This window comes from Alcaligenes sp. SMD-FA (genome assembly GCF_025960365.1).
Classification (GTDB): domain Bacteria; phylum Pseudomonadota; class Gammaproteobacteria; order Burkholderiales; family Burkholderiaceae_B; genus Alcaligenes; species Alcaligenes aquatilis.
This window is the reverse complement of record NZ_CP110108.1, coordinates 1,774,347-1,788,118: the sequence shown is the minus strand read 5'-3', so window position 1 is coordinate 1,788,118 and position 13,772 is coordinate 1,774,347. Positions and strand designations below refer to the sequence as shown.

The window sequence follows — 13,772 nt, the reverse complement described above, 5'->3', positions numbered from 1 at the left end:
GCCCAGCCGTGAGCATCTGCACTTGGCTTCATAGACATAAACTCTTGTCCGTGCCAGACCGGCCAGACCCGCCTGGATGACCAAGGCGGGAAACAGGCTTTTTACCTACTCCTCGACCACTGGAGCATCGGGTATCCCTTTCTTCACAGACTCAATGCTGTTTTGTGCGCTCTGCTTGCTGGTATAGCCTTCCGAACTGACACAAATAATATTTCCATTTGCCGCCTTGAATCGCCACCGCCATTCACCGCCTTTGTCTTTATAAAGCACAAATTTCATGATGCCCCCTCCCTGAAATAAGAACGCACGTCGCGCTGCTCCCATCCTAGAGCCGGGCGGGTTCAGCAGAAATTGGGGTTTACCTGACCGTCTCGGTACGCTAGGCCATGTACCTAGGCCCGGACTTGACACACACCAATGCGAAACCCTGATTTATCCACTACGCTTTCCCCTTACGGCGACAGTCTTACAATCTGCCTACCACCTATTTGGAGAGAAGAGAAAATCATGTATCACGGTGAACGATTCAACGCCTGGACACACCTGATCGGTGCTGTCCTGGCTGTGGGCGGCGTATCCTGGTTGCTCGTCATGGCCAGTTTTACTGGTGATCCCTGGCGCATCACCAGCACGGCCATCTATGGCGCCACGCTTATCCTGCTTTACCTGATCTCCACCCTGTACCACTGCTTCAAGGGACGAGCCAAGAACGTATTCCGGAAGATGGATCATTTTTCCATCTACTTGCTGATTGCTGGCAGCTATACGCCCTTTTGCCTAGTAACGCTGCGAGGGCCTTGGGGATGGAGTCTGTTTGGTGTGGTTTGGGGCTTGGCAGTCATTGGCATTGTTCAAGATATCCGCCCCCGTTCGCCCGCGCGCGTATTGTCGCTGGTGATTTATGCCGTTATGGGATGGATTGTATTATTGGCGTTAGGGCCGTTGGCTTCCAATTTAGGCTCGCAAGGCTTTTCCTGGTTGGCAGCAGGTGGCGCAATTTATACCGCTGGAATTGTTTTCTTTGTGTTTGACGAACGTTTTCGTCATTGGCACGGTATCTGGCATCTATTCGTGCTGGCTGGCAGCGCAGCGCATTTTTTTGCGATCTCCCAGTATGTCGTGACGTAAGGTGAAGTACAAAGATCGCTGAAACAATGGGGGACGGACTATCTGGATGAACAGCAGGAGAAAGCATCCCAAATAGCCATGCCCCGATTCATGCCCCCAAAATACCTTGGCGCAGCTTGGAACGCTGGGCAACAAAAAAGCCCCAAAGCATTGATTTTTGGGGCTTTTCTTGGCACAGCTTGGAGCTGTGTGTATGTATTCTGGTAGGCAGTACTGGATTCGAACCAGCGACCTCTACGATGTCAACGTAGCGCTCTAACCAACTGAGCTAACCGCCTGCGGTGAAGAAATGAAATAATAGATCTTCCCTATGGGGCTGTCAACACTATTTCGTGTTTTTCTATAAAAAAGATGATCTTTTTTTTATGGACTCTCTGCAAAATTAGCTCCTCAGGCCAAAGAAATCGTGCAATCCTTTGTTTTATAAGTATTAAACAAAAAAACAAGCAGATTTTCAGAAACTCACGCCCCGCCTGGCTAGGCAGAGCAATGAAACATATGGATACACACAATCTGTCTCCAGCCAGCATCAAGCTAGCCCATCACCACACGATTTTTCTATCCAAGTTCTTCGGGCAAAAATAAAATAATTGCTTTACGCCTGCAGATCATCGATCTCGTCTGAAACGGATCTGCGGCCGCTACGGGACACCTACGCACATGACTTGCTCTTCTCTCCCGCCTACCCCGACTCAACTGCTGGATTTACCTGGCGTTCAGGAAACCACACTGGAGACGGTGCTTTATACGCCTCCCAATGACGAGATTTTTGATGAAAACCCCTGTTTAAGCTGCGGCGTGTGCTGTTCACATTTTCGGGTCTCTTTTTACAGCGGTGAACTAAGCGGTGAAACGGGCGGTACGGTGCCGGTCGAGTTGACCACCCAGGTTGGTCCATTACGCGCCTGCATGAAGGGAACCGAGCAAGGTGAAGGTCGTTGTATCGCCTTGCGCGGAACGTTGGGCCAGCCTGGGATTCATTGCGCTATTTATCCGGATCGCCCCACCCCCTGTCGTGACTACCAAATCTGGGAGCTGGATGGCAGCCCCAATGTGGATTGCCAGCGTTTGCGCAGCAAGCACGGCCTACCTTTGCTGCCTAGTCGTCCTTTGCCTGCTCCACCTGCTTTGCCGGAGCATGATGAGGCGGCCTGAAATCGCTCAGTACTACAGTAATGCCTCAACGCAAAACCATCGTAAATAACTTGCGATGGTTTTTTTATAAAGAATCAGTTCAATCAGCACACCGGCAAGCAGGCTAAATACGCTACCATGCACGGTTTGTAGGGCCGCCCGGCCCTGCGCTTTCGGGAGTCGAAGTAAATGAAATACCGCAAGCTGGGCAATACAGACCTGGACGTCAGCCTGATTGGTTTGGGCACCATGACGTACGGGGAACAGAACAGCGAGGCCGATGCGCACGCTCAACTGGATCTTGCCCTGGAACTGGGTGTGAATCTGGTGGATACCGCCGAGATGTACCCTGTTCCCCCCATGGCGGCCACGCAAGGTTTGACCGAGCAATATATCGGCACCTGGCTGGCTAAAACCGGCCGCCGCAAGGACATTGTTCTGGCCAGCAAAATTGCCGGTCCCCAACGTGACCCCAAGCGCCCTGGTCATATCCGCAATGGCGGCACCAGCCTGGATCGCAAGAATCTGGAACAAGCCCTGCATGACAGCCTGCGTCGGTTGCAAACAGACTATCTGGACCTGTATCAATTGCACTGGCCAGATCGCAGTACGGTGACGTTTGGACAGCGTAGCTACCCGTGGAAAGAAGAAGACACCATCCCTATCGAAGAGACCCTCTCGGTACTGGACGAGTTTGTGCGTCAAGGCAAGGTGCGTCACATCGGTGTGTCCAATGAAACGCCTTGGGGTGTCTCACGCTTTCTGGAGTTGTCTCGCTCGCGCTCCCTGCCTTTGATTGCCACCATCCAGAACCCCTACAACTTGCTGAACCGCGTGTTTGAAGAAGGTCTGTCCGAATTCTGCCGTTATGAAGGTCTAGGTCTGCTGGCGTATTCGCCATTGGCGATGGGAGTGTTGACGGGTAAATATGACAACGGCGCTCGCCCCGAAAAAGGACGTTTGACCTTGTACAACCGCTTTACCCGCTACGATGCACCGCGTGCCCGTGAAGCCGCGCTGGCCTACAACGAGCTGGCTCGCGAATACGGTTTGACGCCCACTCAATTGGCCCTGGCCTGGGTGAATCAGCAAGCCTTTACCAGCAGCAATCTGATCGGTGCGACCACACTGGAACAACTGCGCGAGAACATCGCCAGTGCGGATGTTCAACTGAACGATGAGCTGATCGCCAAGATCAACGCGATTCATCACCACACACCGAATCCCGCGCCTTAACAGGATCTCCCCCTGCTTTGGGCACATAAACCCAAAGCAGGGCACCCCTCTTTTTTATTCCTCTGTTCCGTGCTTGCGCTTGCACAATGCTGATTTTTTATTTATGCTCAAAAAAAGCATAACAAGAGAGACATACGACTTCCCGTTCAGAAATTCCCATTTCCCATTTTTTCATCCATTTATGCTCAAAATGAGCATCAAGGACAAACATGATACAGCGCTATCCCATTGATGTCTGTCAGCCGGACTCTCAGGATGCTTTGAGCCGTCAGATTACCTGGCATGAAGTCCCTTCCAAATTCAACCTGCAAAGCGATAAGGCCACGTTGAAACAAGCTTTGGCCAAGCAGTTGAAGGAGCAAGACGCCGTGCTGGTCGCTCACTACTACACAGACCCCGATATTCAGGATCTAGCCTTGGAGACTGGCGGCTGCGTGGGTGACTCCCTGGAGATGGCGCGCTTTGGGCAGGAGCATACGGCCAGCACGGTGTTGGTGGCCGGCGTGGGCTTCATGGCCGAATCGGCCAAGATTTTGAGTCCTGAAAAACGCGTGCGGGCTGTACATGACGAGGCGACGTGCTCGCTGGATCTGGGTTGCGCCCCCGAGGATTTCAAGCAGTTTTGTGCTGCGCATCCAGACCGGGAAGTGGTGGTGTATGCCAATACCAGCGCAGCCGTCAAAGCACAGGCGGATTGGGTTGTGACGTCCTCCATCGCCCTGGACATCGTGCGGCATTTACACGCTCAAGGGAAAAAGATTCTGTGGGCACCGGATCGTCATTTGGGCTCCTATATCCAAAAACAAACCGGCGCAGATATGCTGCTCTGGCAAGGCTCCTGCCTGGTGCATGACGAATTCAAGGCCGATGGTTTGAAGGCTTTGATGAGTGAGCACCCCGATGCCCAGGTTCTGGTTCATCCCGAATCACCCGCTTCAGTGGTTGCGTTGGCGGATGTGGTTGGCTCGACAACGCAGCTACTGCGCGCTGCCATCAATCATCCTGCCGACACCTTTATCGTCGCCACCGATCAAGGAATCTTGCATGCCATGCGCCAGCAGGCGCCGGGCAAAACCTTTCTGGCAGCACCAACTGCGGGCGAGAGTGCCACCTGCAAAAGCTGTGCCTATTGCCCCTGGATGGCGTTGAACAGTCTGGAGGCTTTGCGTCAACGTCTCAGTCAACCAGGCCCTGGCATTCAAGTGGCCCCGGATCTACGTGAGGGCGCACGACGCTCCTTGCAACGCATGATGGATTTTGCGGCTGCTCAGCAAAGCAATTTACGCGTCAGTGCGGACTTGGCCGAGCACAGCCAGCAATTCCAACATGTAGGAGCCGCTTAATGCAGTCAGGCCCAACACAGACGCAGGTGCTGATCATCGGTGCGGGGCTGGCAGGCACCAGTCTGGCCCTGTCCTTGCCTTCCTCGATGCATGTCACTTTACTCAGCAGCGCCCCCGTTCCTTGCGGGGCCAGCCCGATGGCCTTGGGCGGTCTGGCGGCTGTGCTCAGTGCCCAAGACAGCCTGGAACAACACATTGAAGACACACTGGAAGCCGGCGCTCGGCACTCGGATAAGGAGGCAGTACGCGGGATTTTGCAAGCCGCGCCAGATGCAGTGCATTGGCTACTGGAAAGGCAGGTGCCTCTGGACAGAACCGAAGATGGCCAATTGCATCTGACCCGTGAGGGTGGGCACAGTCGGCGGCGCATCGTGCATGCGGCCGATGCCAGCGGCTACGCCATCATGCAGGCTTTGGCTCCTCAATTGGCTAAAGCCCCTCATGTTCAGCAGCGTACAGACTGTCTGGCATTGACTCTGCGCCGCAACGAACAAGGCGCAGTGGCTGGCGTGGATATCTACGACAAACACACCCACCGCTACGAAACCATTTTGGCGGACCATGTCGTGCTGGCAACAGGCGGGCTGGGCAGCCTGTATGCGCACAGCACCAATCCCGATAGCGCCTTGGGCGAAGGGGTTGCCTTGGCCTGGCGCGTAGGTGCTGCCATACGGGATCTGGAGTTTGTGCAGTTTCATCCGACCTGCCTGCATGCAGAGGGTCCGACCTTTTTGCTGACTGAGGCCTTACGTGGTGAGGGTGGCCATTTACTGGACAAGCAAGGCCGCCGCTTTATGCCGGATTACGACGCCAGAGCGGAGCTGGCTCCACGCGATATTGTGTCGCGTGCTATTGCCGCACATATGCGGCAAGAAGGCAGTAGCCATGTCTGGCTGGATGTACGCCATCTTGGTGCGGATACCTTACAGCAGCATTTCCCCAAAGCCCTGGAAGAAGGTTTATGCCGGGGCCTGGACTTACGTCGGGACTGGGTGCCGGTTGCGCCTGCCGCGCACTACAGTTGCGGGGGAATTCAAACAGACATGTCAGGCCGCACGACGGTGCCTGGTCTATATGCCGTGGGGGAAGTAGCCTGCACAGGTTTACATGGAGCAAATCGCTTGGCCAGCAACTCCTTGCTGGAGTGCGTCGTCATGGGGCGGGCGGCTGCCGAGGCGATTGCTAGAAGCAAGAGGACCCAGCGTTCAGCTTTGGTCCCGGAGACAGATGCTGCAACTACAAGTTCGATTTCAAGTTCATGTTCATACACAAACTCAAATCCAAGTTCCAGTTCCAGTTCCAGTTCACAGGCTAGTATCGGCCCCAATTGGGGTTTAAGTTTGAACTCTAGTTCGCACTCGAATCCACGACCTTCCCTTATGACAGCCACGGCAGCTGATGCAGTGGAAAACGCAATCATCGCCAACAACGACAAAGCTTGCCAATATGACGGAAACAATAGCTATAGCAACGGCAACGGCAACGGCAGCCATAAAAACCACAGCTCATCCACCAACAATCCCCCTTCTCTGCCCGCCTTGCGCAACTTGATGCAAGAGCATGTCGGCTTGCTACGCAATCACCAGGGACTGATCCAGGCCTTGCACACCCTGGACCATTGGCACGGACAAATTAGCCTTCTGCCCCCCAGCCTGGATCAACGGACCCTCAGCCTGCAACTGGACACCGCCTGGCTGCTTACCCGGGCCGCCCTGGATCGACCACGCAGTCTGGGTGCGCATTACCGCCTGGACTAAGTCCATAAAGAAACAAGCACCGGTCGGGAATCAACGACATGTCGGGCCCACATTAAGCGAAAAAGTAAGTAATAACTCGGTATCAAGGACCGGCAGTCTCAACAATTTTCCGGGCTTAGCCAACAATTGCATCTATCCATAGAAATCCCCCAAGCGCTGCATGCAGCTCCCGGTTTACCCTGATTGCAAACTTTTGTAAGCACAGCTACTGTAGTTGCGTCACTACAGGCGGTATGAAAGAGACCTGTTCAGTCAGGCGCCGACGGAGCAACCACCCCGGAATCTCTCAGGCAAAAGGATCGTACCAGCCCGACACTCTGGAGAGCGGCGCATGACGCCCACCGAAGGAGCCCAGCCTGAAACATCGGTTGGATAAACTCTCAGGTCACAGGACAGATGGGGTATTGCCACTACTCGGTGGTAATTCACCTGTCAGGAGCCTGTTATGTCGCATATTGCCGTCATTGGCGCCGGTATTTCCGGAATCACCACCGCCTACGCCCTCAGCCTGAAAGGCTATCAAGTTACCGTTATCGACCGCCTGCGCTACCCCGCCATGGAAACCTCGTTTGCCAACGGCGGGCAGTTGTCCGCGTGCAATGCCGAGGTCTGGAACAGCCGCAGCACCATACTCAAGGGCTTGAAGTGGATGATGCGCAAAGACGCCCCGCTGCTGTTCAACCCCAAGCCAAGCTGGCACAAATACAGCTGGATGGCGCAGTTTGTAGGCGCGATTTCCGGTTACGAGCGCAACACCATAGACACCGTCAAGCTGGCCATTACCGCCCGCGAGAATCTGTACCAATGGGCCAAGGACGAAAACATTGATTTCGACCTGGAACAGCGCGGTATTCTGCACATTTACCACACCCCCGGCGGCTTTGAGTCTGGCAAGAAAGTCAGCCAACTGCTGCAAAAAGGCGGTCTGGAGCGCCGAACCGTTACCAACGAGGAAATCCACCAGATTGAACCTGCCTTGCAAGGCACCTATTACGGCGGTTTCTTTACGCCTTCGGACGCCACGGGCGATATTCACAAATACACACGCGGTCTGGCCGATGCCTGCGCCAAGCGCGGCGTGAAGTTCCTGCAAGATACAGAAGTTCTGGGTATTGATTGTGGCCCACCACACCGTATCCAGCTGCGTACCGGTGAAGGCGCTGAAGCCCACACCCATACGCTGTCTGTCGATTCCTTGGTGGTGTGCGCTGGCGTAGGCAGCCGTCACTTGGCCCATATGCTGGGCGACTACATCAATATCTACCCCGTCAAAGGCTATTCGATTTCGGTGTATCTGGATACGCCCGAAGCCCAACATGCCGCCCCTTGGGTCAGCTTGCTGGACGAAGAAGCCAAGATTGTGACCAGCCGCCTGGGCAAAGATCGTCTGCGCGTGGCCGGTACGGCGGAATACAACGGTGCCAACAAGGACATTCGCGCCGACCGTATCGCCCCGCTGACCAACTGGACCCGCCGCAACTTCCACGATGCCGCGACCGATCGTGTTGTACCGTGGGCTGGTTTGCGTCCCATGATGCCGGACATGATGCCGCGCGTAAAAGCAGGCAGCCGCCCGGGCGTGTACTACAACACTGGCCACGGTCACCTGGGCTGGACGCTGTCAGCGGCCACCGCGCAGATCATTACCGAGGTCATTGCGCAGAACGAGCGTCAGTCCGCACCTGCTCAATTTGCCACCAGTCCGGCAGCAACTGCTGCACCCGCCGCTGCCCATAGCGCTCGTCCAGCAGATACACAAAACCTTGATCCTGTTCATCGCGAATCACACGACCCGCGGCCTGTGTAATCTTGCGTAGTCCCGGATACAGATAGGTATAGTCATAGGCCCGCCGCTCCCCAAAGAGCCGGGCCATGACTTGCCGCACAGACTCATTGGCCGGGTTGAATTGCGGCAAACCCAGGGTGGCAATAAAAGCACCGATCAAGCGTTTACCGGGTAAATCTACCCCTTCTGAAAACGCCCCTCCCAGCACTGCCAAACCTACTCCCTTTCCGTCCAGCGTAAAGCGGTCCAGAAACTGCGTTCTTTGCAGATCGCTCATGCCCGGCTGCTGATGCCAAAGCGGCATATCCGGCCAGCGCTCCTGCAAGGCCTGGCTAACTTGCTCCAGATAGTCAAAACTGCTCAAGAACAAAAGATAGTTGCCCGGCTGCTCCTGGTAGGCCTGCCCGACAATGTCGCAGACCCCGCCCAGGCTCTGGGCCCGGTCAGCATAGCGCGTAGACAGACCGGCATATTGGCGTACCCGTAGCTGCTCGGCCCGATACGGCGATGCCACGTTCAACTCAGCTGTACTTGGCGGCAAACCCAAGACATCACGATAAAACTGTGAGGGATTCATGGTGCCGGAGAACAGCACCACACCGTGCGCGTCGCCATAGCGTTCAGCCAGAAACGGAGCAGGCACAATATTGCGCAGGTTCAGGAGCACACCATCACGCTGCGCCAAAATATCGAATAAGGAATGCGAGCCGAACTGCCCGGCCAAGTCAACAAAGTACAGCAGCTCAAAATAAAACTGCAGCAAGGGGCTGTCTTGCGGCATGGGATTCTCAGCCACATAGGCCCCTAAGCGGGCTGCCAGATAGTCGCACTGTTCAAGCAGATCCTCCGGGATTTTTTCCAGCCCCCATTGATCGCCCCCTTCCTCGGGTATCAAATCCTCCATCAAGCGAGTCAATGGCGTGAAATGACGCTTCAAGGCCGAAGGCGCGGCTTTACGCGCCATGCGCAACTGCGCTTGCGAGAAGGACGCGGAATACATGGAACGGGCGCGTTCTACCAAGTTGTGTGCTTCGTCCACCAGAACAGCGCTGCGCCATTGCTGAACCAGAGTCTGGCTATACAGCACCGCATGTGTGTCGAAAAAATAGTTGTAGTCGCCCACAATGGCGTCCGCCCAACGCAGCATTTCCTGGCTCAAGTAATAGGGGCAGACCTGGTGTTTGCTAGCCACTTCTTGCAAGCGCTGGCTAGTTAGCATGGGTTGCTCCAGAGCTTGCTGACGGGCCGCAGGAAGCCGGTCGTAAAAGCCTTCAGCCAGGGGGCAGGATTGGCCATGGCAGGCTTTATCCGGATTGGGGCACTGCTTGTCGCGGGCCACCATTTCCAGCACCCGCCACGCGCCCTCACCTTCTGGGTTTAAACGCTGCAAGGCGTCCAAGGCCATTTGCCGACCCGAATTTTTAGCCGTCAGATAAAAGAGCTTATCCAGTCCCGCCTCCGGCATGGCTTTCAGGCCGGGAAATACGACTGCCAAGGTTTTGCCGATACCGGTTGGCGCTTGGGCTAACAGGCACTGTGCATCGCGCTGAGCCCGGAACGCGGCTACGGCCAGTTGCCGCTGACCCGCACGAAACTGATCAAAGGGAAATTGCAAAGCAGTACAAGCTTGATCACGCGCCAGCCGATGCTTTTGCTCCTGCCGCCCCCACTCAAGATACAAGCGGCATTGCTGCTCAAAAAAGGCCCACAGATCCGCGCGCTCCAGGTATTCAGAGACACTGGTTTCTTTGTGCTTGTCCACGTGGTAATACACCACGCTGACAGTCATTCCCGGCAAATCGCGCGCCTGGCAAAGCATGGCCGCATAGACTTTGGCTTGCGCCTGGTGCAGGCGTCTATGGTGCTCGGGAATGGCATCAAAAGCACCTCGATAGGTTTTCAGCTCTTCCAGGCAATTGCTGACAGGATCAAACCCATCGGCTCGACCACGCACCACTAGCCCTTCCATCTCATAGGACAGCGGCACTTCGGCTTCATAGTGCTCGGGGCGACGCAACTTTAACTGCTGGTGGCCCAGAATACCTTCTTGCGCCGTGGCCGCAGGTGTAAAGCGCAGGTCCAGATCCCCGCTGCGGGCGGTAAATTCACATAAGGCGCGTACGCCGACCGTCCAGGCTTTCATAGTGATTCAGGCCGAGTCACATAGCAGACACGCGCAGGGATGGCGTGCTGCTCGAAATAACTAAGCCAACGCCGCTGGTTGTCCTGCAAGCGGTCTCCGGGACCTTTTACCTCAATCAATTCATAGCTTTGCTGGGCAGGCATGAAGCGCACCAAATCCGGCAAGCCGGAACGGTTGTCCCGCCAATCCTGCAAGATACGCTTGAACACCAGTTGTAAGTGCTGGGCGGGGATGCAATGCAAGGCCTGCTCGATCAAGGTTTCATCCAAGGCAGGCCAGATCAGCAAGGGGCACTGTATGCCACGCTTTTCCTGCCAGCGTTGCCAGATCACGGTTTTATAGTCTGCGCCGTCCAGCACACTCAAAGACTGCTCAAACAAATTTTGCCTGCGCGATACAAAGTCCGGGTTACCCCAATCGGCTGGACAAGCTTGATAGGGGTGGAAAAACGCACCAGGCAAGGGAGCAAAAATAGCCTCCCAGCTCAACAAGCCCAATAAGGCCGGGAACAAGGCATTTTCTACGTAAAACACAGGTGCCAAGGGGCTGTCCCAATGAGCCAGCACCTGCGATTCGACCCGATTGCCGTCATCGAACAAAACCAGATCACTGCGTTGTGTGCGGCTTGCGGGTTTATTGGAAGGCGAGCTGGGCGGAGCGTCTACCGCCAGTTTGCGACGCATGCGAGGCAACATACGCAGCAACTTCTGGGTTTCGCTTTCATTTTCGGGCTGGTTCCACGCCTGACAAAACAAGGGCCAGGCACCTTGATGATTCTCCTGATGCTCCAATACCCGCAATTGGCGGTAACGGGCTCCCGGCCAGCTTGTCTGCAAATACGCTTGTTCGGCTAAGGCCCACCAATGTTGACGTTCGGCTTGCTGGCCTAGCTGGAACAGGGTTTTTGCCTTACGTCGTTGCAGCCAGTCGCTGTCAGTCTCAACTGCTTGAACGGCGGCAAAGCGCTGTATCCAAAGATCGGGGTCGGCCTCATCCTGTGCGTCTCGCAGCTCGGACAAGGTTTCATACAAGCGCACGTCCTCATTGTGGCGAAACGCCCGACTGGCCTGATCCAGAACCACGGTTTCGTAGCGATACAGGCCCAGATCGCTCAGCACAAACTCGGACCAGTCCTGATAATGGTTGCCAAAGAACAGCAACTGCAAACGCTGTGCCCAATGCATGACTTGCGGTGATAGGCGCAGTGTGGGAGCTTGCAGGACTGGATCGGCACACCACTGCATAAAAGGCCGAGCCTGTTCGCCGTGAGCCTGCCCAATCCATTCCAGATAGTCCGATTTGCGCCCGGCGGCTGGCAGATCACTGAACAAACGGCGCAGCTCAGGCACTGTATGGACGGCAAACAAGGTTTCCAGATCCAGCTCAGGATCGGTTTCTATTAGCTCGCAAGCCGCCAGCTCTTGCACTGCCGCATCCAGGTTTTCGATCTCGGCATAACGCAACTTGTCGATACGAAACACCGGGCCTTTACGCATCAGCAAGCGCACCAACAGGGCTTGTGCAGGCTGGGAAGCATGCACAAAACGATGGCCGCACTGGACGTGTTCAGGCTCCAGCAGGTCGGAACTGGTGTGTTGTACCCACTGCAAAACCTGATGGAAATTATGCAGATAGTAAAAAGGAGGAAGCTCGGGCGGGGTCATAAGCAGGCTGTGTATATATCCAGCTACTTTAGCATTCCTTCAAGCCTGGCGCGACTCCAACAAGCGCATCCAGTCGCGCAACAAGGTATCCAGACTTTGCCGCTGCGTGGCATCCAGACCTTCCAGCAAATTTTCTTCATTGGCCAAATGGTCCACCACAACCGCATCCACACAGGCCAGACCCGCCGGGCTCAAACGCACCAGAATACGGCGGGCATCTTCCGGGTCGGCAATGCGTTCGATCAAGCCTTGCTTTTCCAGGCCCTGCAAACGATGCGTCATAGTGCCGGAGCTGACCATCAAGGTGGAAAACAAGGCGGTGGGAGCCAAAGTGTACGGCGGGCCGGAGCGGCGCAGGCTGGCCAGCACATCAAACTCGCCCAACTGCAGGCCGTGACGTCTGAAGTTGTCGCTCATCTGTTTTTGGACCAGTTGGAAGCAGCGCGTCATGCGGCCCAACAAGGCCATGGCGTCCAGGTTCTGCAAGTCTGGCCGCTGTTCGCGCCACTGATTGATGATCAGGTCTACCGCGTCGTGTTCTTCGCTCATGATTTCTCGATTTCGATATTTATCTTGATATTAAGATAAATCATCCCTACACTGACATTTATCTCGACATCAAGATACTTTTATCATGAACCGACTTTCTCTCTGGCTGGTGACGGCCTTGACCGCATTAGGCCCCGCCATCTGGGGTTCAACCTATATTGTGACCACAGAAATTCTGCCGCCCGACCGCCCTTTTATCGCGGCCTTTTTACGTTGCTTTCCCGCTGGCGTGATGCTGCTCTTGTGGAGCCGACGCATGCCTGCTCGAGGCGACTGGGGCCGCACCCTGGTTCTGGCAGCCTTGAATATCGGCGCATTTCAGGCACTGTTATTCGTTGCGGCTTACCGCTTGCCGGGTGGTTTGGCCGCCGTCGTAGGAGCAGCTCAACCCTTGGTGGTGATCGCCCTGGCCTGGGCGCTAGAAGGTAAACGCCCTGTCACCCTGGCCTTGGTCGCTTGTGTGATCGGCATCATCGGCATGGGTATTTTGCTACTTTCGCCAGAGAGCCAATGGGATACCTGGGGCATGGTCGCGGCCATTGTCGGGGCCTTGTGCATGGCCATGGGCACCTACTTGTCGCATCGCTGGCGTAGTGGCATGCCGATTCTGGCTTTCACGGCCTGGCAATTGATGTTGGGCGGTTTGATGCTTGCCCCTCTGGCCTTATGGCTAGACCCACCACTGGACAGCTCCTTGAGCGGCGTACAAATCGGCGGTTATCTCTACCTGTGCCTGATCGGTGCACTACTGGCCTATACCCTGTGGTTCCGTGGAATTGCCGTTTTACCCTCTGTGGCCGTGTCCTCGCTCGGCCTACTTAGCCCTTTGACCGCCGTGATTCTGGGTTGGCTGATTTTAGGTCAGGCCATGACCGGCTCCAGTATGCTGGGTATTATTTTGGTGATGGGCAGTGTGCTGGCAGTACAGTGGATCAGCAATCGCCCGGCCAAATAAATATCTTGCGCCCATAAAAATAGCGCCCCTTTTAACGATCTGGATGGGCGCGTAAGAGAGTTCACTATCTTGCTACT

Annotated in this window: 10 protein-coding genes, 1 tRNA gene, 1 pseudogene and 1 riboswitch; of the genes and pseudogenes, 7 read left to right on the top strand and 5 right to left on the bottom strand. The window is 55.5% G+C overall.

Annotation, left to right across the window (positions count from 1 at the left end; genetic code table 11):
- Positions 1-105: 105 nt before the first annotated feature.
- A complete protein-coding gene (locus tag OKX01_RS08240) occupies positions 106-279 on the bottom strand; it encodes a YegP family protein (protein ID WP_003800466.1) in 174 nt (57 codons plus the stop codon).
- Positions 280-507: 228 nt separating this feature from the next.
- Between OKX01_RS08240 and trhA the strand changes: the two genes are divergently transcribed.
- On the top strand, positions 508-1,128 hold the full coding sequence (gene trhA / locus OKX01_RS08235; protein ID WP_094196533.1) for a PAQR family membrane homeostasis protein TrhA: 621 nt from the start codon (positions 508-510) through the stop codon (positions 1,126-1,128).
- Between the two features lie 201 nt (positions 1,129-1,329).
- Here trhA and OKX01_RS08230 read toward each other — a convergent pair.
- A tRNA-Val gene (locus OKX01_RS08230) sits at positions 1,330-1,406 on the bottom strand.
- Between the two features lie 460 nt (positions 1,407-1,866).
- Between OKX01_RS08230 and OKX01_RS08225 the strand changes: the two genes are divergently transcribed.
- From OKX01_RS08225 to OKX01_RS08205, 5 genes are all read left to right on the top strand, one after another.
- The gene (locus tag OKX01_RS08225) at positions 1,867-2,283 is read left to right on the top strand and encodes a YkgJ family cysteine cluster protein (protein WP_094196532.1); all 417 of its coding nucleotides are present in this window, start codon (positions 1,867-1,869) and stop codon (positions 2,281-2,283) included.
- Between the two features lie 168 nt (positions 2,284-2,451).
- The gene (locus OKX01_RS08220) at positions 2,452-3,498 is read left to right on the top strand and encodes an NADP(H)-dependent aldo-keto reductase (RefSeq protein ID WP_108727397.1); all 1,047 of its coding nucleotides are present in this window, start codon (positions 2,452-2,454) and stop codon (positions 3,496-3,498) included.
- Between the two features lie 209 nt (positions 3,499-3,707).
- Positions 3,708-4,841: a quinolinate synthase NadA gene (gene nadA, locus OKX01_RS08215; RefSeq protein WP_264672768.1), complete on the top strand. Its 1,134-nt coding sequence runs from the start codon at positions 3,708-3,710 to the stop codon at positions 4,839-4,841.
- A complete protein-coding gene (gene nadB / locus OKX01_RS08210) occupies positions 4,841-6,598 on the top strand; it encodes an L-aspartate oxidase (protein WP_264672767.1) in 1,758 nt (585 codons plus the stop codon). The genes nadA and nadB overlap by 1 nt, the downstream gene beginning before the upstream one ends.
- Before the next feature lie 224 nt (positions 6,599-6,822).
- Positions 6,823-6,910, top strand: a riboswitch (glycine riboswitch).
- A gap of 133 nt (positions 6,911-7,043) precedes the next feature.
- Positions 7,044-8,405 carry a D-amino acid dehydrogenase gene (locus tag OKX01_RS08205; RefSeq protein WP_094196528.1) on the top strand — a complete coding sequence of 454 codons (1,362 nt, stop codon included), beginning with the start codon at positions 7,044-7,046 and terminating at the stop codon, positions 8,403-8,405.
- On the opposite strand, the pseudogene OKX01_RS08200 reads toward OKX01_RS08205, so the two are convergent.
- From OKX01_RS08200 to OKX01_RS08190, 3 genes and pseudogenes are all read right to left on the bottom strand, one after another.
- Positions 8,350-9,726: pseudogene (locus OKX01_RS08200) on the bottom strand (ATP-dependent DNA helicase); the annotation flags it as partial. The gene OKX01_RS08205 and the pseudogene OKX01_RS08200 sit on opposite strands and share 56 nt — an antisense overlap.
- Positions 9,727-10,523: 797 nt before the next feature.
- Entirely contained in the window at positions 10,524-12,191 is a 1,668-nt protein-coding gene (locus OKX01_RS08195; protein WP_264672766.1) for a VRR-NUC domain-containing protein, read from the bottom strand.
- 39 nt (positions 12,192-12,230) lie between these two features.
- Entirely contained in the window at positions 12,231-12,740 is a 510-nt protein-coding gene (locus OKX01_RS08190; RefSeq protein ID WP_125277831.1) for a MarR family winged helix-turn-helix transcriptional regulator, read from the bottom strand.
- Positions 12,741-12,825: 85 nt separating this feature from the next.
- Here OKX01_RS08190 and OKX01_RS08185 point away from each other — a divergent pair, with 85 nt between their 5' ends.
- On the top strand, positions 12,826-13,695 hold the full coding sequence (locus OKX01_RS08185; RefSeq protein WP_264672765.1) for a DMT family transporter: 870 nt from the start codon (positions 12,826-12,828) through the stop codon (positions 13,693-13,695).
- Positions 13,696-13,772 lie beyond the last annotated feature (77 nt).

What these genes read in the sequence shown, in the direction of transcription:
- OKX01_RS08240 (WP_003800466.1), bottom strand. Translation starts at nt 279, where the DNA reads ATGAAATTTGTGCTTTATAAAGACAAAGGCGGTGAATGGCGGTGGCGA.
- trhA (WP_094196533.1), top strand. Translation starts at nt 508, where the DNA reads ATGTATCACGGTGAACGATTCAACGCCTGGACACACCTGATCGGTGCT.
- OKX01_RS08220 (WP_108727397.1), top strand. Translation starts at nt 2,452, where the DNA reads ATGAAATACCGCAAGCTGGGCAATACAGACCTGGACGTCAGCCTGATT.
- nadA (WP_264672768.1), top strand. Translation starts at nt 3,708, where the DNA reads ATGATACAGCGCTATCCCATTGATGTCTGTCAGCCGGACTCTCAGGAT.
- nadB (WP_264672767.1), top strand. Translation starts at nt 4,841, where the DNA reads ATGCAGTCAGGCCCAACACAGACGCAGGTGCTGATCATCGGTGCGGGG.
- OKX01_RS08205 (WP_094196528.1), top strand. Translation starts at nt 7,044, where the DNA reads ATGTCGCATATTGCCGTCATTGGCGCCGGTATTTCCGGAATCACCACC.
- OKX01_RS08195 (WP_264672766.1), bottom strand. Translation starts at nt 12,191, where the DNA reads ATGACCCCGCCCGAGCTTCCTCCTTTTTACTATCTGCATAATTTCCAT.
- OKX01_RS08190 (WP_125277831.1), bottom strand. Translation starts at nt 12,740, where the DNA reads ATGAGCGAAGAACACGACGCGGTAGACCTGATCATCAATCAGTGGCGC.
- OKX01_RS08185 (WP_264672765.1), top strand. Translation starts at nt 12,826, where the DNA reads ATGAACCGACTTTCTCTCTGGCTGGTGACGGCCTTGACCGCATTAGGC.